Source organism: Angustibacter sp. Root456, from assembly GCF_001426435.1.
Classification (GTDB): domain Bacteria; phylum Actinomycetota; class Actinomycetes; order Actinomycetales; family Angustibacteraceae; genus Angustibacter.
The window spans coordinates 102837-123047 of record NZ_LMER01000018.1 but is presented as its reverse complement, the minus strand read 5'-3'; the positions used below and the strand labels follow the sequence as shown (position 1 = coordinate 123047).

The following is a 20211-nucleotide window of genomic DNA, read 5'->3' as shown; positions in this document are numbered from 1 at the left end:
ATGGTGTCACCGACGTCCGACAGCGGCGCGCGTGCGATGCTGGCGGGCGTGCGACACAGCGAGTTCTGGCAGCTGATGGAGGACGAGTTCGGCGCCGGCTACGCCCGCAGCGTGGCGCGCGACCAGGTGGTGGCGGCGCTCGGCGGGCGGACGGCGGACGAGGCGCTCGCCGCGCACGTCCCTCCCCGCCAGGTGTGGTTCGCCCTGTGCGACGTCATGGACGTCCCCAGCGAGCGGCGGTGGGGACGCGCCGACCGCAAGCCCGACCGGCGCGGGCCGGGTCGATAGCGCTCAGTACACCCAGACGGTGCGCCCGATCGGCGCCACGCCGGACGACCACAGGAAGTCGATGGCGGGGTTCGACAGCCGCACGCACCCGTGCGAGGCGGGGAAGCCGGGCACGCTCGGCGAACCGTGCAACGCGTAGCCGCCGGTGAAGTACTTCGGCCGCCACAGCTCGCCGAGTCGGCTCACCCGCAGGCCGTCGATCTGCCGCTGCACGCTGAACCGGCCCTCGGGCGTCGTCGCGACGTACGTGTGCCCGTCGGAGGTGTACGGCCGACCGCTGCCGGTCGAGGTGTTGAGCACGTAGCGCAGCCGGCCGTCGAGCACCACGAGCACGAGCTGGTGGGTCTTGTCGACCTCGATGGCCGAGCCCGAGCGGGTACGGGCGTCCGGGCGCACCCCGCGCTCGAGCGCCGCCTTGGTCTTCGGGCCCAGGATGCCGTCGCGACCGAGGCCCGCAGCCTTCTGCAGGGCCATCACCGCCTGGCTCGTGAGGTAGCCGTACTCACCGTCGGCGCTGCCGAGCCAGTAGCCCAGCGCGCTGAGTCGTTGCTGGGCCCGCAGCACGTAGGGCCCGCTCATGCCAGGGCGCAGCGTGGTCTTCTCGGTGACGGGCGGCGGCGCCTTCGTCGTGGTGGTGGTCGCCGGTGTCGAGGTCGTGGTCGAGGTCGTGGTCGACGTGGGGGACGCGGGAGTGGTCGACGTCGGGCTCGTCGTCGGTGAGGTGGCCGTCGTCGGGCTCGTGGTCGTGCTCGTCGTCGGCGACGTGGTCACCGGGTCTGCGACGGTCGTCGTGGATGACGACGCCGTCGGGTCGCCCCCGCTGCCGCAGGCGCTGAGCCCGAGCGCGAGCGCAGCCACGGCCGCTGCGGCCGTCGGAACGCGGAACGTGCTTCGCATGTGGTCCCCCCGTGAGTGAGCGCCTCCGTCACCAACACAGACGCGCCAGCAGCGGCTCGGGTTGCATCTCGAGCCTAGGTTCGTCCGCTGACGGCTGACGGGCGACCCGCCGAACGGGGAGATAACAGTTCGCCCGTTGTCGGTGGGGGTGTCTAGGGTCGTCGACGTGACAGGGGCGGATGCGGTGGCGAGCGCGACGGCGCAGGGCACGGGCCAGCAGCCGGGTGAGGCGCTGATCGAGGCCCGCGGGCTGCGCAAGCAGTTCGGCGACTTCGTGGCCGTCGACGGCATCGACGTCACGGTGACCCGCGGCGAGGCCTTCGGCTTCCTGGGGCCGAACGGCGCCGGCAAGTCCTCGACGATGCGCATGGTCGGTTGCGTCTCGCCGCCGTCGGGCGGCGAGCTGCAGATCCTGGGGCTCGACCCGCGTCGGGACGGTCCGCGCATCCGCGCGCGGCTGGGCGTCGTCCCCCAGCAGGACTCCCTCGACGGCGAGCTGACGGTGCGCGACAACCTGCTCATCTACGGCCGGTACTTCGGGCTCAGCCGGGCTGAGTGCCGCAGCCGCGCCGACGAGCTGCTCGAGTTCGCCAACCTCACCGAGCGCGCCGACTCGCTCGTCGAGCCACTGTCTGGTGGCATGAAGCGCCGGCTCACCATCGCCCGCGCCCTGATCAACCGTCCTGAGATCCTGCTGCTCGACGAGCCCACGACCGGCCTGGACCCCCAGGCTCGCCACGTGCTGTGGGACCGGCTGTTCCGGCTCAAGCGGCAGGGGGTCACCCTCGTGCTCACGACGCACTACATGGACGAGGCCGAGCAGCTGTGCGACCGGCTGGTCGTGATGGACGGCGGCAAGATCGTCGCCGAGGGCAGCCCGCGCTCGCTCATCGAGACGTGGTCGACCCGGGAGGTGCTCGAGCTGCGGTTCGCCGACGACGACCTGACGCCCCACGCCCGCCGGCTGGACGGCATCGCCGACCGCGTCGAGGTGCTGCCCGACCGCCTGCTGCTGTACGTCGACGACGGCGAGGCCGCCACGGGCGCCGCGCACCAGCGGGGCGTGCAGCCACTGTCGTCGCTGGTGCGCCGCAGCACGCTGGAGGACGTGTTCTTGCGGCTCACCGGCCGGACGCTGGTCGACTGATGGCGGGCGCGACGGCCACCGCGGTGCGGCCGCCGGATGCCTCCGGTGCGCCGGCTCGGGTCCCGCACCCCGCCGTGCGGGTGCTCGACTACTTCCTCGTCCTGCTCCGGCGCACCTTCCGCGGCACGATCTTCGGCAGCTTCGTCTCGCCCCTGCTCTACCTCGTCGCCATGGGCTACGGGCTCGGCTCGTTGGTCGACCGCGGCGGGTCCACGGCGATGGGTGGCGTGCCGTACATGCAGTTCATCGCGCCCGGAGTGCTCGCGGCGACGGCGATGCAGACCGGCGTCTTCGACGCGTCGTGGCCGGTGCTGGGGGCCATCAAGTGGCAGCGTCAGTACCACGCGATGCTGGCCACACCGATCGGCGTGAGCGACATCGTCGTCGGCAACCTCACCGCGATCGTGCTGCGCTCGCTGCTCAGCTCCGTGGTGTTCCTCGCGGTCGCGGCGGCACTCGGCGCGGTGCCCTCGGCCTGGGGTGTGGTGTCTCTGCTCGCCGTCGTGCTGGTGACCCTGGCCTACGCGGCGCCGATGTTCGCCATCTCCGCGCACGCCGAGACCGACACGACCTTCAACCTCGTGTTCCGGCTCGGCATCGTGCCGATGTTCCTGTTCTCCGGCACCTTCTTCCCGGTCGAGCAGCTGCCGGCCTGGATGCACCCGGTGGCCTACGTCGTCCCGCTGTGGCACGGGGCCACGCTGGCGCGTGACGCCACGTTGGGCACCGTGCACCTGGCGGCGGACGCCGGCCACGTGGCCTACCTGCTGCTGTGGATCCTCGTCGGTGGCTGGCTGGCGATCCGCACCCTGCGCCGTCGGATGGTGGTGTGATGTCCGCGCTGGGGCTGGCCGGCGTCGTCGTCGAGCGCAACGTCCTGACGTACCGCCGACAGTGGGTGGCGTTCCTCACCGGGTTCCTCGAGCCGGTGTTCTACCTGTTCTCACTCGGGGTGGGCCTGGGGGCGCTCATCGGTCGCATCCCGCTGGCCGACGGCCGCCTGGTGACGTGCGCGCAGTTCATGGCGCCGGCCATGCTCGCGATGTCAGCCATGAACGGCGCGGTCTTCGACGCCACCTACAACATGTTCTTCAAGCTGTGTACCAACGGCAAGAAAATCTCGCGGGGCCTCGGGCTGCTTCGGGTCGAGCGATGGAGGGTGGCCTAATGTCGGCGCTGGGGCTGGCCGGTGTCGTCGTCGAGCGCAACGTGCTCACCTACCGACGGCAGTGGGTGGCGTTCCTCACCGGGTTCCTTGAGCCGGTCTTCTACCTGTTCTCGCTGGGCGTGGGGCTGGGTGCGCTCATCGGGCGCATCCCGTTGGCCGACGGTCGGCTGGTGACCTACGCGCAGTTCATGGCGCCGGCGATGCTCGCGATGTCGGCCATGAACGGCGCCGTCTTCGATGCCACGTACAACATGTTTTTCAAACTTCGATTCATGCACACGTTCGACGCAATGCTGGCGACTCCCGTGGGGCCGCGCGACATCGCGCTAGGTGAGATGCTCTGGTCGCTCCTGAGGAGTGGCGCGTACGTCATCGGTTTTCTTCTGATCTCGGTCGCGATGGGGCTCACGACGTCCTGGTGGTCGGTTCTAGCGGTCCCCGCGGCCACACTGATCGGCTTTGTGTTCTCGTCAGTCGGCATGGCGGCGACCACGTGGATTCGTAACTTCCAGGACTTCGACTACATCCAGATGGCCCTCGTTCCGCTCACCCTGCTGTCGGCGACGTTCTTCCCGGTCGAGGCCTACCCCGCCGGCCTGCGCTGGGTGGTCGAGCTGTCGCCGCTGTACCACGGAGTGGCGATCGAGCGGGCGCTTCTCCTCGGCACGGCGGGGTGGTCGCTGGTGTGGCACGTCGCGGTATTGGTGGCGATGGGAGCCGTCGGCCTGGCCGTCACGCGTCGCCGCCTTGCGGCACTGCTATTGAAGTAGCTCTAGCTCGAGCCGGTGGACTTGGTGGTCGAGCGACATCACTCGAGAAGTTGCTACGGCTCGCTATGGCAAGCGCGCAGCGCTACATCGAGTGGGCAAGCCTAGGGTGAGTTGAGGAGCGAATGGCCGTCCCCGGCCCCCACACCTGCCGAGCCGGTGTTGCCGACGCACTCCGAGTTGACCGCTGCCGAAGGCGACGGTGGAGTCGACTCCAAGTCACTACTCGTGGCTGTGGCCGGACTTGCGGCGCACGACAGCCTCACGCCACGACTCGGCGTTCGGATCGAGCTGAAAGCTCAGCGGGCTTGCGAAGCCGTCGTTGCGCCACTGCATTTCCTTGCGGAGGATTCTCTCCGCGTACGAGCCAAAGTCGATTGCGTACGCGTCGTATAGAGCGCCACCGCCTGGGGGCCGAAGGCCGCTCCGGATCAAGTGGATGAGACGGTGATCATTGAGTCGGTCAACGGCGACGCGTCTCTTGTCGCTCCGCTCGAAGAGAATCGTGCGTACGCCGCGACTGAAGGAATTCGTGACGAACGCTTCGAACACCTTCTCGAGTTCTCGGGTGCCTTCGATGTTCTTGTACTTCGTGTTCCAGAAGTAGTCTTCGGCGGACCGAAGGACGTGCTCCCTCGTGACCAAACTGTCCATGGCCTTCCGGGCGGCCTTCGATGTGAGGTTGATTGCATCGCGGGGATTACCCTCTGAAGCGAGAACCAAGACGTCGAAGGCGTCACGGCCGAAGGATGCACGGATAGGGTCATCCGGCGACACAGCACCGGCCGCCGTGCACGCGATGCGGAAGTGCTCGGACAGGAGTTGAGACAGGAAAGCGCGCGACGGCCGCGGATCGGTTCTGATCACCAATTTCGAGTCGAGGCTTAGAGACTCCGCGGTGTCGGACCCCAACTCTAACCCCACGTACTCGACGTTGCTTGCCTCCGTGATGAAGCGCGATCGATGTTCGATAGCACCAATCTTGACTATTACTCCAGGCGCACTGATGAAGCTGCGTCGAAGCATGTCTGCGAGGATGGGCTGTAGATCGTAAGGCACTCCTCCCGACCATTCGTCGATTAGGAGCCACAGCCTTTTTCCATCCAGGGAATCGACAATGCGGCGGATAGCACTATCAAGGCGGCCCAAATGGACGTAGATACTGGGGTGGCCGGTGTGTCTTTCGAGGTAGGCTCTCGAGGCTTTGCGAATACTCTTTCTGGCCCTGGAGATTGTCGCCGACGGCTTTTGTGAGAAGGTCGCAAGAGAGCTGCCTGACTGTTCGTGCGTGCCTTCGGCACTGGCGTCGACTTGCACTACTGTCTCACCAGAGACTCGCACCTCCGTCACGGCGTCTCCGAGTTCATCAAGCGCAGGCCCGACAACGTGAAGGTTCTCGTTGAGAATCTCACTGCCACCGAGGACGGCTAGCCGATACAGCTCCTCATGTACTTCATTGACGACGTCAACCAGTATGTTCGTCGCCCTTGAACCGAACGCCATGGTGTCGTCAGCATATATCCCGGCATTTGATGACAATTTCCGCATATCGATGTATACGACAACGTCGCCCGAATTCTCGACTTTTCGTCGTAGGTGCAGCAGGGTATGCGTCTTGCCAGCGCCCCGCCGCCCAAAGATCACCATTGACGTGGCGTCGAATGTGGGATTGATGTCCTCCAGCTCGACCAGCTCGGCTAGGTGGTCATGGCCATCGGCATTCTCGGCCCGGCGTTCGATGGACGCCCACACTAGGTTCGCTTCTCGTGTCTCCACGGTCCCTCCTCCACCCCGCCGGACCACCCTCGCATCCAGCCGGGACTATGTTGGCGCACTGCATGCATGTTGCGCCAGCGGGACCCGCCAACAGGCATGAGGATCACAGCGCGAGGACGAGCGCATGGCCGCTAGGGTGCTGAGCGTGAACGCGCAGACGACGCTCGATCGGCGGCACCAGGTATTCGTGAGTTCGACATATCTGGACTTAGTCGAGGAGCGGCGCGCCATAATACAGGCTCTTTTGGAGCTCGATTGTATTCCCGCTGGTATGGAGATGTTCCCTGCAGCAAGCGAGGATCAGTGGACACTCATTCGCGAGGTTATCGACCTGAGCGACTATTACATTGTCGTGGTTGGTGGCCGCTATGGGTCCGTAACCTCAGACGGCGTAAGTTTCACCGAAATGGAATATGACTACGCTGTCGCCAAGGGCATTCCCGTGCTGGGCTTCGTGCACTCGGACCCGGGATCGATTCCAGTGAACATGTCGGAAATTGACGCCACCGCCAGGGTGCGCCTAGATGCGTTTCGAGCCAAAGTAATGCAGCGGATGGTCAAAGAGTATCGAACCGCAGAGGAATTGGCGTCCGTCGTGTCCCGTGGCCTGGTTAGGGCAATGAAGCGGAACCCCAGACCCGGATGGGTGCGAGGGGACCAGGCGATGACCGACGCTGTACGAGCTGAAGTGGCTGAACTGCGTGCAGCGCTGGCGCAGGCGGAACAGCGGCGAACGGAATTGGCTGCGCGGGATGGTGGAAATGAAATCAACGAATCATTCGAACACGGGAGCGATGAAGTTGAACTTGAATTCGTAGTCTCGCACGGCACGTATACCAGAGAATCGCAGGCGGTCGAACTCGAATTCACATGGGATGAGATTGTCGACGCATTAGGTCCGTCTATGATCGACGAGGCTGCGGAGCCCGCACTCCGAGCGACGTTTTGCTCGTACGCATGGAAGTATTTGCTCGAAATTCCCGATAGTAACTGGGATGGTGCTGCGGCCCCACGAATGACAATCACGAACGACTCGTGGGGTCGAATCCTCGTGCAACTTCGAGCCTTGGGAATCATCACCACGGGAAGTAAGAAGCGGACTGTATCCGACAAGGCTGTCTATTGGACGCTTACGCCGGCGGGGGATGAGTACTTGGTGCGGCTGAAGGCGACCAAGCGGCCGGAGACGGCATAGGTGACCAACAGCCGCAGCGCGGCCTTCTATTGTGCGGGAACGCACTGAGCCGTGCGATGAAGTTCGCTGACCCTCTCGCGAACCGCCAGTTGGTTTGTGGCGCCGAACGCATTGTCTTGCCCGTGTGCTGGGACTTGAGTGCCACCGCGTGCCGGTATCCGGGAAGGAGGGATGCGTCCCACAGGCAGGTCAGGAGACGTCGCCGATGTCATGTTCGAGGTCCCGCACTGCCCTACTCACAATGCGGAAGAACTTGTCCTGGACCTGCTGGTCGGTTCCCATTGCGTCCGTGATTCCCATGGCTTCGAGCTCGAGCCTCATCTTGGGCACGTCGTAAAGGTCGAAGTTCGGAATGTAGTCTTCGCTACGCGATCTGGGATGTTTAATTGCCCAGTACGCGCGCATGAATGTCTTGGGAAGTGGGGTTTTCGGCACGCTGTATCGCTTGCTTAGACGCGAAACGGTGGCATCGAGGCGCTTCAGGAGCATCAGGTCGTCGAGTTGCCGAAAATACTGAATCCAACCGCTGGCGACACCCTGGAAGATGCACCCAGTGATGGCAAGGTTTCGATGCCAGATTAGGCGTCGGAGCGCGGTGTCAGCGCTTACGGCGTCGCCTTCACGTTCTTGGCGCCACTTGGCGTAGATGCTGGCAAGGTGCGACTCGAGGCGAACAATGCTTGAGAGGCGCACGCTCACGTGAGCGCTACTGAACGTGTAACCCAAGTAAGTGAACCCGTCGGCGATCAACCCGATCTCTGACTTCCCGGCCGCCATGCTGGGATGTGCGGAGAGCTTGATCGCACCCAGCGCTAAACGGCACGCGTCGTCGATTGCTTGAGCGTCCGAAGCCTGGCATAGCACCAGGATGTCATCCACAAAACGGTGGTACGAGACGTTGGACATGGATGCCATGGTCGTGTCCACAGAGCGCATGTAAATCTCAGCCAGAGGGTTTGAAATCGAGAGACCTTGCGGCACGCCGGCCGAGAGCAGGGCTGTAGGACGCGCTGATCGGTCGGGAGCTGTGGGCGTTGCTATCGCCCGGCGCACAACACGAAGTATCGCTCTCGAACGGATACGAGTGGCAAGTTCCCGCAACAGAACTTCGTGATCGATAGAGGGGTAGAAGTTCTTGACGTCGATTCTGACGAAACTGTCGAAGTTCCCTGCGTCGAGGTCTTTCGCCACCGCGGCCACCTCGGTTTGCGGTAGCTTACCTACACAGTTCGGGAAGGTCTCAGCAAGAAGCTCCGTCAATGCTCTGAGTGCGATGCGGTCACGGACGGTCGGTATCGAGATCTCTCGAGGCGGCTTGCCTGCCCCCTTCAGGAGCAGTCTTGGCCGGTACGTGGTGAACTGGTACGAACCGGCACGACAGCGCACCGACACATACCTAGTCACGGCATCGAGGTCCGCTCGAATGGCATGTACAGAGACGCCATCGCGCCCACGTACCGTGCCTTTTGCCACTCGATCCTCGAATATCGCCTTCAAATTCCGAAGCGTGGTCACACGGCGGAAGGACTCGGACGGTGTGCGGTAACTAGCCCGAGCCATGGATGACCCATGCCCCGAACTGCCAGAACAGCCACATCGGCAGTACGAAAGTTGCGTATGGCAGAAAGGTTAGTGCAAAGGTGAAGAATCGCGACCAGGAGATGTTGCCTTCATAGGCGTCGCGGTCGCCGCTAGTGTGGTTCTCAGAGTGTCGAACAAGGTCGCTATACGATCCGTGCAAGTCGTAATAGTTTGCCAGGGTGGGTTGGCTGTTAACGCTCCTGGCGGCCTGAATGCGTGACGCAATGTCCTGTATTTCCTTGTAGTTGACCTCCACGCGTACCGCTCTACCCGGGTAGTCGAGCGAAGCCACTACGAGCGACGCAGCGAGCGCCAGCACCGAGCATGCCGCTAAGAGGGTCTCACCTGATGCTCCGTACATGGAGTCGTCAACTAAGAGCCCGATGGCCGCCACGGTTGTTGCCGTGGCCAATGAGATGAGGGCGGCGTTCCAAGCCCGGCTGCGGCCTTGGATGCGCTCGTAAGCTCGAATCCGGCATTTGTAGGTGGTGAATGAGCGGTCTTCGAGGGCCTCGAGTAGCTCGGGCACTGTCTTTGGAGGCTGGGCCACTAGTCTCCTTTAAGTCGGAGCTGCCATGCATCAAGTCAACACCTCTGGCATCTGCCCCAGAGGCCTCACCCAGGGGTGAAGGCTGAAAGCCCGCTTATCAGTCCGGTCCGCACGCCGTTTCGCGCAAACGAGTGGCCCAGCCCGCCGATGATGTTAGCGGCCGGCTCCGACCGTGGGGGTTTGAAGCGACGAACCTTTCGAAGGTCAGTGGCACTCGCAGAGGCGATCGGAGTGTTCTGCTGCCGATGCAACGGTCTTAGTCTGTCCGTTGGCCGCACCACGAAAGTCAGCAGTCTGCAACTGTTCGTGTGTACCAGGGAACAACTTGTTCAAGCTGCGCTACATGCACACGTTCGACGCCATGCTCGCGACGCCGGTGGGGCCCCGCGACATCGCCCTGGGCGAGACGCTGTGGTCGCTCCTGCGCAGCGGCTGCTACGTGCTCGGCTTCCTCGGCATCTCCGTGGCGATGGGGCTGACGGCGAGCTGGTGGGCGGTGCTCGCGCTGCCGGCCGCGACGCTCATCGGTTTCGTGTTCTCCTCGGTCGGCATGGCTGCCACCACCTGGATCCGCAACTTCCAGGACTTCGACTACATCCAGATGGCGCTCGTGCCGCTGACCTTGCTGTCGGCGACGTTCTTCCCGGTCGAGGCGTATCCCGCCGGCTTGCGCTGGGTGGTCGAGCTGTCGCCGCTCTACCACGGCGTGGCGATCGAGCGGGCGTTGTTGCTCGGCACCGTGAGCTGGTCGCTGGTCGGCCACGTGGCCGCGCTGGTGGCCATGGGCGCCGTCGGCCTGGCCGTGACGCGGCGTCGGCTGACCGCGCTGCTGCTGAAGTGACGTCGGGCGACGGCGGCGGCTGAGCGCCGTTCACCGACCCCTCTCGCCCGCTCGGCGCGCCGCACCGGTCATCTGGTGCCCTTCACCCGGCTCTGTGGCATGTTGTGCCGAGTCGAGGGAGGAGTTGCATGCGCAACAAACCGCAGTTCCTGAGCTGGCCGGTCATCCGCCAGGTCCGAAGTGGTGACTTCCTCGGCCGGGGGCCGGCCGTCACGAGCCAGCACACGCGCGAGCTCACCCCGCGCACGGTCACCGCTGACCGCGTCGTGCAGAGCGTCTGCCCCTACTGCGCCGTCGGCTGCGGTCAGCGGGTGTACGTCAAGGACGAGCGCGTCGTCCAGATCGAGGGTGACCCGGACTCGCCGGTCTCGCGCGGACGGCTGTGCCCCAAGGGCTCGGCGAGCGAGCAGCTCGTCAACAGCCCCGGCCGCCAGACGAAGGTGCTCTACCGCCGCCCGCGCGGCACGCAGTGGGAGAGCCTCGACCTCGACACCGCCATCGACATGATCGCCGACCGGTTCGTCGAGTCCCGCCGCCGCACCTGGCAGGACCACGACGAGCACGGGCGCAGGGTGCGGCGCACCATGGGCATCGCCTCGCTCGGTGGGGCCACCCTCGACAACGAAGAGAACTACCTGATCAAGAAGCTCTTCACCGCTGCCGGCGCCATCCAGATCGAGAACCAAGCCCGTATTTGACACTCCGCAACGGTCCCCAGTTTGGGGTCCTCGTTCGGCCGCGGCGGCGCCACCCAGTACGAGCAGGACCTCGCCAACGCGGACTGCATCGTCATCCAGGGCTCCAACATGGCCGAGTGCCACCCGGTGGGTTACCAGTGGGTGGCCGAAGCGCGCCGCAAGGGCGCCAAGGTCATCCACATCGACCCGCGGTTCACCCGCACGTCCGCGACGTCCGACAAGCACATCCCGATCCGGGCCGGCAGCGACGTCGTCCTGCTGGGGGCGCTGATCAACTACATCCTCAGCAACGACCTGTACTTCAAGGAGTACGTCGTCGCCTACACCAACGCCGCGACGCTGGTGTCGGAGGACTTCCGCGACACCGAGGACCTCGGCGGCCTGTTCTCCGGGTACGACGACGAGCGCGGCGCGTACGACCTGAAGAGCTGGTCGTACGCCACACGGTCGGGCAGCGCGAAGGACGGCACGGTCGACGAGCCGGGGTCCGACCACGGGGCTGACAAGCGCGAGGCGTCGGCCGGCCAGCGGCTCGGCGGCGCCGGTCATCCCCTCGAGCACGCCGAGGTCGAGCGCGACGAGACCCTGCAGCATCCGCGCACGGTGTTCCAGGTGCTCAAGCGGCACTACGCCCGCTACACGCCCGAGCTGGTCGCCGACACGTGCGGTATCTCGGTCGACGACTTCCACTACCTGGCCCGCGCGGTCACCGAGAACAGCGGGCGGGAGCGCACCACCGCGTTCGTCTACGCCGTCGGTTGGACCCAGCACACGCTGGGCGCGCAGTTCATCCGCACCGCGGCGATCGTGCAGACGCTGCTGGGCAACATGGGCCGCCCGGGCGGCGGCATCATGGCGATGCGCGGGCACGCGAGCATCCAGGGCTCCACCGACATTCCGACGCTGTACAACATCCTGCCCGGCTACCTCGCGATGCCGGTCGCCGGTCAGCACGACACCTGGCAGGAGTACGTCTCGGCCATCGGCTCGAAGGAGCAGAAGGGCTTCTGGGCCAACGCCGACGCCTACGCGGTGAGCCTGTTGAAGGCGTGGTGGGGCGACGCCGCGACGGCCGAGAACGACTGGGCGTTCGACTACCTGCCCCGCCTCACCGGTGCCCACGGCACGTACCAGACGGTCATGGCAATGCTCGACGACCAGGTCGAGGGCTACTTCCTGCTCGGGCAGAACCCCGCGGTGGGGTCGGCCCACGGTCGCATGCAGCGCCTCGGGCTGGCCCGCCTGAAGTGGCTGGTGGTGCGTGACCTGAACATGATCGAGTCGGCGACGTTCTGGAAGGACGCCCCGGAGATCGCGACGGGGGAGCTCGAGACCGAGCAGATCGGCACGGAGGTGTTCTTCCTGCCGCCCGCCTCGCACGTCGAGAAGGCCGGCACGTTCACCCAGACCCACCGCATGCTGCAGTGGCGGCACCAGGCGGTGCAGCCCCCGGGCGACTGCCAGAGCGAGCTGCAGTTCTTCTACGAGCTCGGCCAGCGCATCCGCGAACGTCTCGCCGACTCGACCGACGAGCGGGACCGTCCGCTGCTCGACCTCACGTGGGACTACCCGCTCGACGAGCACGGTGAGATCGACAGCGAGGCGGTGCTGAAGGAGATCAACGGCTTCCACCTCAGCGGTGACCGGGCCGGGCAGCTGCTCGACCTGTTCACCGAGATGCGGGCCGACGGCACGACGAGTGGTGGCTGCTGGATCTACACGGGCGTGTTCGCCGGGGGAGTGAACCGCTCGGCCAAGCGCGTCCCGGGTCGCGAGCAGAGCCCGGTCGCACCCGACTGGGGCTGGGCGTGGCCGGCGAACCGGCGCATCCTGTACAACCGCGCATCCGCCGACCCCGAAGGGCGTCCGTGGAGCGAGCGCAAGAAGTACGTGTGGTGGGATGAGGAGCAGCAGCGCTGGACCGGCCACGACGTGCCGGACTTCCCGGTGACCAAGCCGCCGTCGTACCGGCCGGAGCCGGGGACAGGTGGGCCCGAGGGCCTGGCCGGTGACGACCCGTTCATCATGCAGGCCGACGGCAAGGCCTGGCTGTTCGCGCCGCGCGGCATGATCGACGGCCCGTTGCCGACGCACTACGAGCCGCAGGAGTCGCCGGTCGCCAACCCGCTCTACCGCCAGCAGAGCAACCCGGCGCGCAAGGTGTTCGCGCGCAAGGACAACCTGTGGAGCCCCTCGGCGGGCGAGCCGGGCGCCGACGTCTACCCGTACGTGTTCACGACGTACCGGCTGACCGAGCACCACACGGCGGGTGGCATGAGCCGGTGGCTGCCGTACCTCGCCGAGCTGCAGCCCGAGTTCTTCTGCGAGGTCTCGCCGGAGCTGGCGCAGGAGAGGGGGCTGGAGAACGGCGGCTGGGCGACGATCGTGTCGGCGCGTACCGCGATCGAGGCGCGGGTGCTGGTGACCGAGCGGATGACGCCGCTGGTGATCGGTGGCCGCACGGTGCACCAGATCGGCCTGCCCTACCACTGGGGCGTCGGCCGCGAGGCCGTGGTGTCGGGCGACTCCGCCAATGACCTGCTCGGCGTCGCGCTCGACCCGAACGTGCAGATCCAGGAGTCCAAGGCCGGCTCGTGCGACATCGTGGCGGGCCGACGTCCGCGCGGCGAGGCGCTGCTGCGGTGGGTGTCGGAGTACCAGTCGCGGGCCGGGGTCACGGTGCAGACGGGCAACACGTTGCGGACGTCGGAGGGCGAGCGCTGATGGGTTTCTGGAGGCAGCAGCTCGCGGGGCCGACCGACCCGGCGCGCGACGCGGCGTGGGACGACCCGCCGCCGCGTAAGGGCTTCTTCACCGACACCTCGATCTGCATCGGCTGCAAGGCCTGCGAGGTGGCCTGCAAGGAGTGGAACGCCATCCCGCCGGACGGCGACCTCGACCTGCTCGGGTCGTCGTACGACAACACCGGTGCTCTCGGTGCGAGCACCTGGCGGCACGTCGCGTTCGTCGAGCAGAGCACCGAGCGCATCGAGCAGGCCCGGGAGTCCGGACGGCGCCTCATCGAGCTCGGCATGCCCGGCCCGCGACCGGCGGCCGCGGCACCGGTGGCTGAGCCCGTGCTGGCGGAGGTGCCGGACTTCCGCTGGCTCATGTCGTCCGACGTCTGCAAGCACTGCACGCACGCGGCGTGTCTCGACGTGTGCCCGACGGGTGCGCTGTTCCGCACTGAGCACGGCACGGTGGTCGTGCAGGACGACGTCTGCAACGGCTGCGGCTACTGCGTGGCCGCCTGCCCCTTCGGGGTCATCGAGCGGCGCGCGGGCGACGCGACGGTCAAGAACGCCGGCGTCGCCCAGAAGTGCACGCTCTGCTACGACCGCATCAGCCACGACCAGACGCCCGCGTGCGCGCAGGCCTGCCCGACGACGTCCATCCAGTTCGGCGAGCTGAGCGATCTGCGCGAGCGCGCTCAGGAGCGCGTGAAGACGTTGCACGCCAATGGATTCACCGAGGCCCGCGTCTACGGCGGCAACGACCACGACGGCGTGGGTGGCACGGGATCGGTGTTCCTGCTGCTCGACGAGCCCGAGGTGTACGGGCTGCCGCCGGACCCTGTGGTGACCACCGCGGACCTGCCCGACATGTTCCGCAAGGCGGGCTTCGCCGCCGTCGGCATGCTCGCGATGGCCGCGAGCGTGTTCCTGGGGAGGCGCCGGTGACCACCAACCCGTTCGACGCGGACCGGCCGCCGGAGCCGCCGCGCACCGGGCGTCGGCGGCGCGGAGGTCAGGGCGGTGGTCGCCGTCGTGACGAGTCGCTCATGGTGCCGGACGTCCAGTTCGACAGCTACTACGGGCGCCCGGTGGTCAAGCCGGCGCCGTGGGAGGCTGACATCCCGGCCTACATCTTCCTCGGGGGGATCGCGGCGGGCTCCGGGCTGCTCGGGGCCGGTGCGCACGCGCGCGGTCTGAAGACGTTGCGGCGCAACAGTCGTTATGCCGCGCTCGCCGCCGTCGCCGCAGGTGGCGTGGCGTTGGTGCGCGACCTCGGCAAGCCGAGCCGCGCCCTCAACATGATGCGCACGGTGAAGCTGACCTCGCCCATGTCGGTCGGGTCGTGGATCCTCACCGCGTTCGGCGCGTTCGCAGGGCTCGCGGTGGCCACGGAGGTGGTGCGCCCGCACCTCGACGAGCAGTCGACGCTCGGCGGCCTGGCGAAGCTCGCCGACGCCGCCGCGGCCGCCGGGTCGGCCGCCTTCGCGCCGCCGCTCGCGGCGTACACCGCGGTGCTCCTGGCCGACACCGCGACGCCGACGTGGCACGCGGCGTACAAGGAGCTGCCGTTCGTGTTCGTCTCGTCGGCCAATGCCGCAGCGGCCGGGCTGGCTCTGCTGACGTCGCCGACGTCGGAGACCCGTCCCGCTCGCAGCCTCGCCGTGCTCGGTGCTGTGGCCGAGATCGCCGCCACCGAGCGCATGGAGCGCACGATGCACGAGGTCGTCGCCGAGCCGCTCAGGCAGGGGCGGGCCGGCGCGCTGATGCGGGCCAGCAAGGTGCTGACGGTGTCGGGGGCGGTGGGCGCGGCGCTCTTCGGCCGCAACCGCGCAGCCGCCGCGCTCAGCGGCGCGGCGCTGCTCGCCGGGTCGGCCTGCACCCGGTTCGGGGTCTTCGAGGCCGGGCTCGTCTCGGCCAAGGATCCGAAGTACACCGTCACGCCACAGCGTGAACGGCTCGAGCGACGTCGAGCAGACGGCGTCGTGGGGGACTCCATCACCACCATCGGCTGACCCGGCCGTAGAGGAGAGAGCATGAGTGAGAGTCGGACCACAGCCGGTCAGCGGCAGGCCACGACCGGCGGAAACCGCTGGGTGATCCTCGTGGCCGCCGTGCTGGTGCAGCTGGCTATCGGCGCCGTCTACGCCTGGAGCGTGTTCTCCAAGGCGCTGCAGGACGACGGCGCCTTCGGCTGGAGCAAGGCCCAGGCCACCGTGCCGTTCGAGGTGGCGATCGGCATGATCTTCGTCGGCAGCTACATCGGCGGCCGCATCCAGGACACGCGCGGCCCCCGCATCGTCGCGCTCACCGGCGGCGTCGTCTACAGCATCGGCGTCATCATCGCGTCGTTGGCCCGCGCCGACTCCTTCTGGCTCCTGGTGCTCGGCTACGGAGTGCTCGGCGGCTTCGGCCTCGGCATGGTCTACATCGTGCCGATCGCCATGCTGCAGAAGTGGTTCCCCGACAAGCCGGGTCTCATCACGGGCATCGCCGTGGCGGGCTTCGGGTTCGGGGCCGTCATCACGGCGCCGGTCGGTCAGGCGCTCATCGACGGCTCACCCGACGTGCCCACGAAGGCCTTCCTGTGGCTGGGTATCGGTTACCTGGTGGCGATCCTGGTCGGGGCCAGCCAGTTCCGGAACCCGGCCGCGCCCGTGACCACCGCGGCGGCCACCACGAAGGCGGCCGAGCCCGTGCAGGCGCGCCAGTTCACCGCAGCCGAGGCGCTGCGCACGCCGCAGTGGTACCTGCTGACAGCGATCCTCACGCTGAGCGTCATGGCAGGCATCTCGCTGATCTCCGTCGCTGCCGGCAGCGCCACCGACATCAGCGGCATGTCGAAGGTGGGCGCCGCGAGCCTGGTCGGCGTGCTGGCCATCTTCAACGGCGCCGGACGCGTGTTCTGGGGCTGGCTGTCCGACATCATCGGCAAGATGCCGGCGTTCCTCGGGATCCTCGGCATCCAGGGCGTGTGCCTGCTGCTGATCCCGCACGCCAGCTCGCCCGCGCTGTTCGCCGTCCTGGCCGCCCTCGTCTACACCTGCTACGGCGGTGCGTTCGGCACCATGCCGTCGACGGCGGGCCAGTTCTTCGGCGTGCGGTTCGCCGGTGCGATCTACGGCCTGATGCTCGTGGCGTGGAGCCTCGGTGGCATCGTCGGCCCGCTGCTGATCTCCCAGCTCATCGGCGAGAACAAGCAGTACACGCTGGGCTTCACCGTGATCGGCATCATCGCCCTCGTCGCGCTGGTCGTGCCGCTCATCACCCGCAAGCCGGCCGAGCGGGCCGAGGTGACGACCGGCTAGCGCCGACTCACGCCGGGCGGCGGCTGCCGCGCACCTCCAGCTGGTCGAGCAGGTGCGTGGTGGCCGCCGCCACCGCGTCGACGGCGGCCTCGAACGCCTGCGCGTTGTGCGGGGCCGGCTGTCGAAAGCCGCTGATCTTGCGCACGTACTGCAAGGCAGCGGCTCGGACGTCGGCCTCGCCGACGTCCTCGACGTACGGCTCACGAAGGGTCTTGATGCTGCGACACATGCGACGAGCCTAGAAGCCCGGGCCCCCCGCCGGTACCGTCACCGAGGTGAACGGTGAGGCGGCGACGCTCGGGTCACGGGTCAGCGCCGCCGTCGAGAGCCTGACCCCGGGCTACTTCGCGCTGGTGATGGCCACCGGGATCCTCTCGACGGGCCTGTGGCTCCAGGGGCACCGGACGTGGTCGGGCGCCTTCCTGGTCGCCACCGCCCTCGCGTGGGTGACGCTCGCGGCGCTCAGCCTGGCGCGGCTGCTGTGGTTCAGGGCCGCCGTGGCCGACGACTTCGCCGACCCGCGGCGCGCCTTCGGGTTCTTCACCCTCGTGGCGGGCACCGACGTCCTGGCTGCGCGGCTCGGGCTCGACGGCCGGTTCGGCCTCACGGCGGTGCTGCTGAGCGTCGCCGGGGCGCTGTGGCTGGTGCTCGGCTACGTCGTGCCGTGGACGGCGGTGCTCGGGCACAGCACCCGGCCGGTGGTCGCGACCGCCAACGGCACGTGGTTCATCTGGGTCGTCGCCAGCCAGTCGGTGGCGGTCGCCGCCGCCGGCCTGGAGCCGCACGCGGGTGCGGCACAGCGCGAGCTGGCCGTGCTCGCCGTGGTGTCGTGGTCGGTCGGCATCTTCCTGTACGCCGCGGCCGGCGTGCTCGTGGCCCTGCGGATGATGCTCTACGAGCTGCGTCCAGAGGACCTCACGCCGCCCTACTGGGTGGCCATGGGGGCGTGCTCCATCACCGTGGTCGCGGGCGCCCGGATCGTGGGGATGGCCGACACGCCGATGGCGACGGCGATGCGCGGGCTCGCCGGCGGCACCGCGATCGTGTTCTGGAGCTTCGCCTCCTGGCTGATCCCGGTGCTCGTCGCCGCCGGGTGGTGGCGTCACGTACGGCACCGCGTGCCGCTGCGTTACGAGGCGACCTGGTGGAGCATCGTGTTCCCGCTCGGCATGTACGCGGTCGCTGGCCTCTACCTCGGCCAGGCCGACCACCTGCCGCTCGTGCGCGCGGTCGGGGCGGGAGAGCTGTGGGTGGCGCTGGCGGTGTGGGTCGCCGTCCTGCTGGCCATGGCCCGCCACCTGGTACGAACCGTGCTGCTCGGGGAGCCCCGCGCACCCGCGGAGCCGGTCGGTCGGCCCGCCTGAGGACCGGTGCGGAGCCGTCCGCGACACGCGTGGGGAGATCCGTGGAACCGAACACCTGTTCGGATATGCTCATCCACAGGTGCTCGGGACCCGCTGGTTGTCCACAGCCTCGGGTCGACGAGCGCCGGCTGTCGGTGCAGGCGCCTAGCGTCTTCCTCGACGACATCAGACCACCGGCCGGCAGGCGCCGTCCGTGAACCAGAGGTGACTCACATGCCCGCTCCCGCAGACCGCGACAAGGCCCTCGACACCGCTCTCGCCCAGATCGACCGGCAGTTCGGCAAGGGGTCGGTCATGCGCCTCGGTGACGACGTGCGCGCTCCGATCGAGGTGATCCCCACCGGCTCGGTGGCGCTCGACATCGCGCTCGGCATCGGCGGGCTGCCGCGCGGCCGCGTCGTGGAGGTCTACGGCCCGGAGTCCTCGGGCAAGACGACCGTCGCGCTGCACGCCGTCGCCAACGCGCAGAAGGCGGGCGGCATCGCGGCCTTCATCGACGCCGAGCACGCGCTCGACCCCGAGTACGCCAAGAAGCTCGGCGTCGACACCGACGCCCTGCTGGTGTCACAGCCCGACACCGGTGAGCAGGCGCTCGAGATCGCCGACATGCTGATCCGCTCCGGGGCGCTCGACATCATCGTCATCGACTCGGTCGCCGCGCTCGTGCCGCGGGCCGAGATCGAGGGCGAGATGGGCGACAGCCACGTCGGCCTGCAGGCGCGGCTGATGTCGCAGGCCCTGCGCAAGATCACGGGTGCGCTCAGCAACTCCAAGACCACGGCGATCTTCATCAACCAGCTGCGCGAGAAGATCGGCGTCATGTTCGGCTCGCCCGAGACCACCACGGGCGGCAAGGCATTGAAGTTCTACGCCTCGGTGCGCCTCGACGTGCGCCGTATCGAGACGCTCAAGGACGGCAGCGAGCCGGTCGGCAACCGGACGCGCTGCAAGATCGTCAAGAACAAGATGGCTCCGCCGTTCAAGCAGGCCGAGTTCGACATCCTCTACGGCCAGGGCATCTCGCGCGAGGGTGGCCTCATCGACATGGGCGTCGAGCACGGCTTCGTGCGCAAGTCCGGTGCCTGGTACACCTACGACGGCGACCAGCTGGGTCAGGGCAAGGAGAACGCGCGCTCGTTCCTGCGCGACAACCCCGACCTGGCCAACGAGCTGGAGAAGAAGATCAAGGAGAAGCTGGGCATCGGCCCGCGGGTCGACGCGCCGGCGGACGAGGCGGCTCCGGCCGAGGCCAAGGTCAGCTTCTGACCCGTGCGCACGTCGTCGCGAGGTGACTCGTGAGCCTCAACGCTCGCCGCCCAGCCGGCCGGGGGACCTCCCGGCCGGTTGGGCCTCGCGAGCCGGTGCCTGGCGGCGCGGCCGACGAGACGCCGGACGCCGACCCGGAGTCGGTCGCTCGCTCCATCGTGTTGCGGCAGCTCACCATGGCGCCGCGCAGCCGGGCCCAGCTGGCCGAGAAGCTCGCCGAGCGCGGGGCTGACGAGGCGGTGGCTGAGCGCGTGCTCGACCGGTTCGAGGAGGTCGGGCTGGTCGACGACACCGCCTTCGCCGAGGGCTGGGTGCGGTCTCGTCAGGCGACGCGCGGTCTGTCCCGGCGGGCGCTGGCGCACGAGCTGCGCTCCAAGGGCATCGACGACGAGCTGGCTCGGGCGACACTCGACCAGGTGGACGACGAGAGCGAGGTCGAGCTGGCGCGCGGTCTGGTGGCGCGCAGGCTCGCGTCCGTGCGCGGGCTGCCACCCGAGAAACAGGTCAACCGGCTGGTCGGCATGCTGGCGCGCAAGGGCTACAGCAGCGGGCTGGCGTTCCGCGTCGTCCGTGAAGCGCTCGCCGACGCCGATCAGGTCGACTGACGCACCACGCACCCGTCACGCTGCGGCG

At 67.7% G+C, this 20211-nt stretch carries 20 protein-coding genes; 15 read left to right on the top strand and 5 right to left on the bottom strand.

Going from position 1 to position 20211, the window contains the following annotated elements:
* On the top strand, nt 1-288 hold the full coding sequence (locus ASD06_RS12835) for a DUF3046 domain-containing protein (protein ID WP_235502334.1): 288 nt from the start codon (nt 1-3) through the stop codon (nt 286-288).
* Between the two features lie 3 nt (nt 289-291).
* Here ASD06_RS12835 and ASD06_RS19430 read toward each other — a convergent pair whose 3' ends face one another.
* Nucleotides 292-867: a L,D-transpeptidase family protein gene (locus ASD06_RS19430; protein ID WP_200942153.1), complete on the bottom strand. Its 576-nt coding sequence runs from the start codon at nt 865-867 to the stop codon at nt 292-294.
* Between ASD06_RS19430 and ASD06_RS19425 the strand changes: the two genes are divergently transcribed.
* From ASD06_RS19425 to ASD06_RS12810, 5 genes are all read left to right on the top strand, one after another.
* Nucleotides 866-1204 (top strand): hypothetical protein, encoded by a 339-nt coding sequence (locus tag ASD06_RS19425; protein ID WP_200942152.1) that lies wholly within the window; start codon nt 866-868, stop codon nt 1202-1204. The two genes, ASD06_RS19430 and ASD06_RS19425, sit on opposite strands and share 2 nt — an antisense overlap.
* 165 nt (nt 1205-1369) lie before the next feature.
* On the top strand, nt 1370-2332 hold the full coding sequence (locus ASD06_RS12825; RefSeq protein WP_056678143.1) for an ABC transporter ATP-binding protein: 963 nt from the start codon (nt 1370-1372) through the stop codon (nt 2330-2332).
* Entirely contained in the window at nt 2332-3165 is an 834-nt protein-coding gene (locus ASD06_RS12820; RefSeq protein ID WP_082538008.1) for an ABC transporter permease, read from the top strand. Before ASD06_RS12825 ends, ASD06_RS12820 begins: the two co-directional genes overlap by 1 nt.
* On the top strand, nt 3165-3500 hold the full coding sequence (locus ASD06_RS12815) for a hypothetical protein (RefSeq protein WP_056678142.1): 336 nt from the start codon (nt 3165-3167) through the stop codon (nt 3498-3500). The genes ASD06_RS12820 and ASD06_RS12815 overlap by 1 nt, the downstream gene beginning before the upstream one ends.
* Nucleotides 3500-4270 (top strand): ABC transporter permease, encoded by a 771-nt coding sequence (locus ASD06_RS12810; RefSeq protein WP_056678139.1) that lies wholly within the window; start codon nt 3500-3502, stop codon nt 4268-4270. Before ASD06_RS12815 ends, ASD06_RS12810 begins: the two co-directional genes overlap by 1 nt.
* Nucleotides 4271-4489: 219 nt before the next feature.
* Here the strand turns inward: ASD06_RS12810 and ASD06_RS18945 are convergent, their stop codons facing one another.
* Nucleotides 4490-6043 (bottom strand): ATP-binding protein, encoded by a 1554-nt coding sequence (locus tag ASD06_RS18945; protein WP_157371705.1) that lies wholly within the window; start codon nt 6041-6043, stop codon nt 4490-4492.
* Between the two features lie 145 nt (nt 6044-6188).
* Between ASD06_RS18945 and ASD06_RS18575 the strand changes: the two genes are divergently transcribed.
* Nucleotides 6189-7238: a DUF4062 domain-containing protein gene (locus ASD06_RS18575; protein ID WP_162248078.1), complete on the top strand. Its 1050-nt coding sequence runs from the start codon at nt 6189-6191 to the stop codon at nt 7236-7238.
* Between the two features lie 189 nt (nt 7239-7427).
* Here ASD06_RS18575 and ASD06_RS18570 read toward each other — a convergent pair whose 3' ends face one another.
* Nucleotides 7428-8735, bottom strand: a complete 1308-nt coding sequence (locus tag ASD06_RS18570; protein WP_162248077.1) for a reverse transcriptase domain-containing protein — start codon at nt 8733-8735, stop codon at nt 7428-7430.
* A gap of 49 nt (nt 8736-8784) precedes the next feature.
* The gene (locus ASD06_RS12795) at nt 8785-9369 is read right to left on the bottom strand and encodes an SLATT domain-containing protein (RefSeq protein WP_157371704.1); all 585 of its coding nucleotides are present in this window, start codon (nt 9367-9369) and stop codon (nt 8785-8787) included.
* 343 nt (nt 9370-9712) lie between these two features.
* On the opposite strand from ASD06_RS12795, the gene ASD06_RS12790 reads away from it, so the two are divergent.
* From ASD06_RS12790 to ASD06_RS12765, 5 genes are all read left to right on the top strand, one after another.
* Complete coding sequence (locus ASD06_RS12790) at nt 9713-10210, top strand: ABC transporter permease (protein WP_157371703.1); 498 nt, start codon at nt 9713-9715, stop codon at nt 10208-10210.
* 128 nt (nt 10211-10338) lie between these two features.
* Nucleotides 10339-13632 carry a formate dehydrogenase gene (gene fdh, locus ASD06_RS12780; RefSeq protein WP_255354498.1) on the top strand — a complete coding sequence of 1098 codons (3294 nt, stop codon included), beginning with the start codon at nt 10339-10341 and terminating at the stop codon, nt 13630-13632.
* Nucleotides 13632-14588, top strand: a complete 957-nt coding sequence (locus tag ASD06_RS12775; protein ID WP_056678122.1) for a 4Fe-4S dicluster domain-containing protein — start codon at nt 13632-13634, stop codon at nt 14586-14588. Before fdh ends, ASD06_RS12775 begins: the two co-directional genes overlap by 1 nt.
* The gene (nrfD, locus tag ASD06_RS12770; RefSeq protein WP_056678119.1) at nt 14585-15655 is read left to right on the top strand and encodes an NrfD/PsrC family molybdoenzyme membrane anchor subunit; all 1071 of its coding nucleotides are present in this window, start codon (nt 14585-14587) and stop codon (nt 15653-15655) included. The genes ASD06_RS12775 and nrfD overlap by 4 nt, the downstream gene beginning before the upstream one ends.
* A 21-nt stretch (nt 15656-15676) precedes the next feature.
* Complete coding sequence (locus ASD06_RS12765; protein ID WP_082538004.1) at nt 15677-16948, top strand: OFA family MFS transporter; 1272 nt, start codon at nt 15677-15679, stop codon at nt 16946-16948.
* A 7-nt stretch (nt 16949-16955) separates the two neighbouring features.
* Here ASD06_RS12765 and ASD06_RS12760 read toward each other — a convergent pair whose 3' ends face one another.
* Nucleotides 16956-17177, bottom strand: coding sequence for a DUF2277 domain-containing protein (locus ASD06_RS12760; RefSeq protein ID WP_056678116.1), 222 nt, complete (start codon nt 17175-17177; stop codon nt 16956-16958).
* Nucleotides 17178-17223: 46 nt separating this feature from the next.
* Here ASD06_RS12760 and ASD06_RS12755 point away from each other — a divergent pair, with 46 nt between their 5' ends.
* From ASD06_RS12755 to ASD06_RS12745, 3 genes are all read left to right on the top strand, one after another.
* The gene (locus ASD06_RS12755; RefSeq protein WP_056678113.1) at nt 17224-18312 is read left to right on the top strand and encodes a tellurite resistance/C4-dicarboxylate transporter family protein; all 1089 of its coding nucleotides are present in this window, start codon (nt 17224-17226) and stop codon (nt 18310-18312) included.
* 213 nt (nt 18313-18525) lie between these two features.
* Complete coding sequence (recA, locus tag ASD06_RS12750; RefSeq protein ID WP_056678107.1) at nt 18526-19578, top strand: recombinase RecA; 1053 nt, start codon at nt 18526-18528, stop codon at nt 19576-19578.
* Between the two features lie 29 nt (nt 19579-19607).
* Nucleotides 19608-20183, top strand: coding sequence for a regulatory protein RecX (locus ASD06_RS12745; protein ID WP_235502332.1), 576 nt, complete (start codon nt 19608-19610; stop codon nt 20181-20183).
* Nucleotides 20184-20211 lie beyond the last annotated feature (28 nt).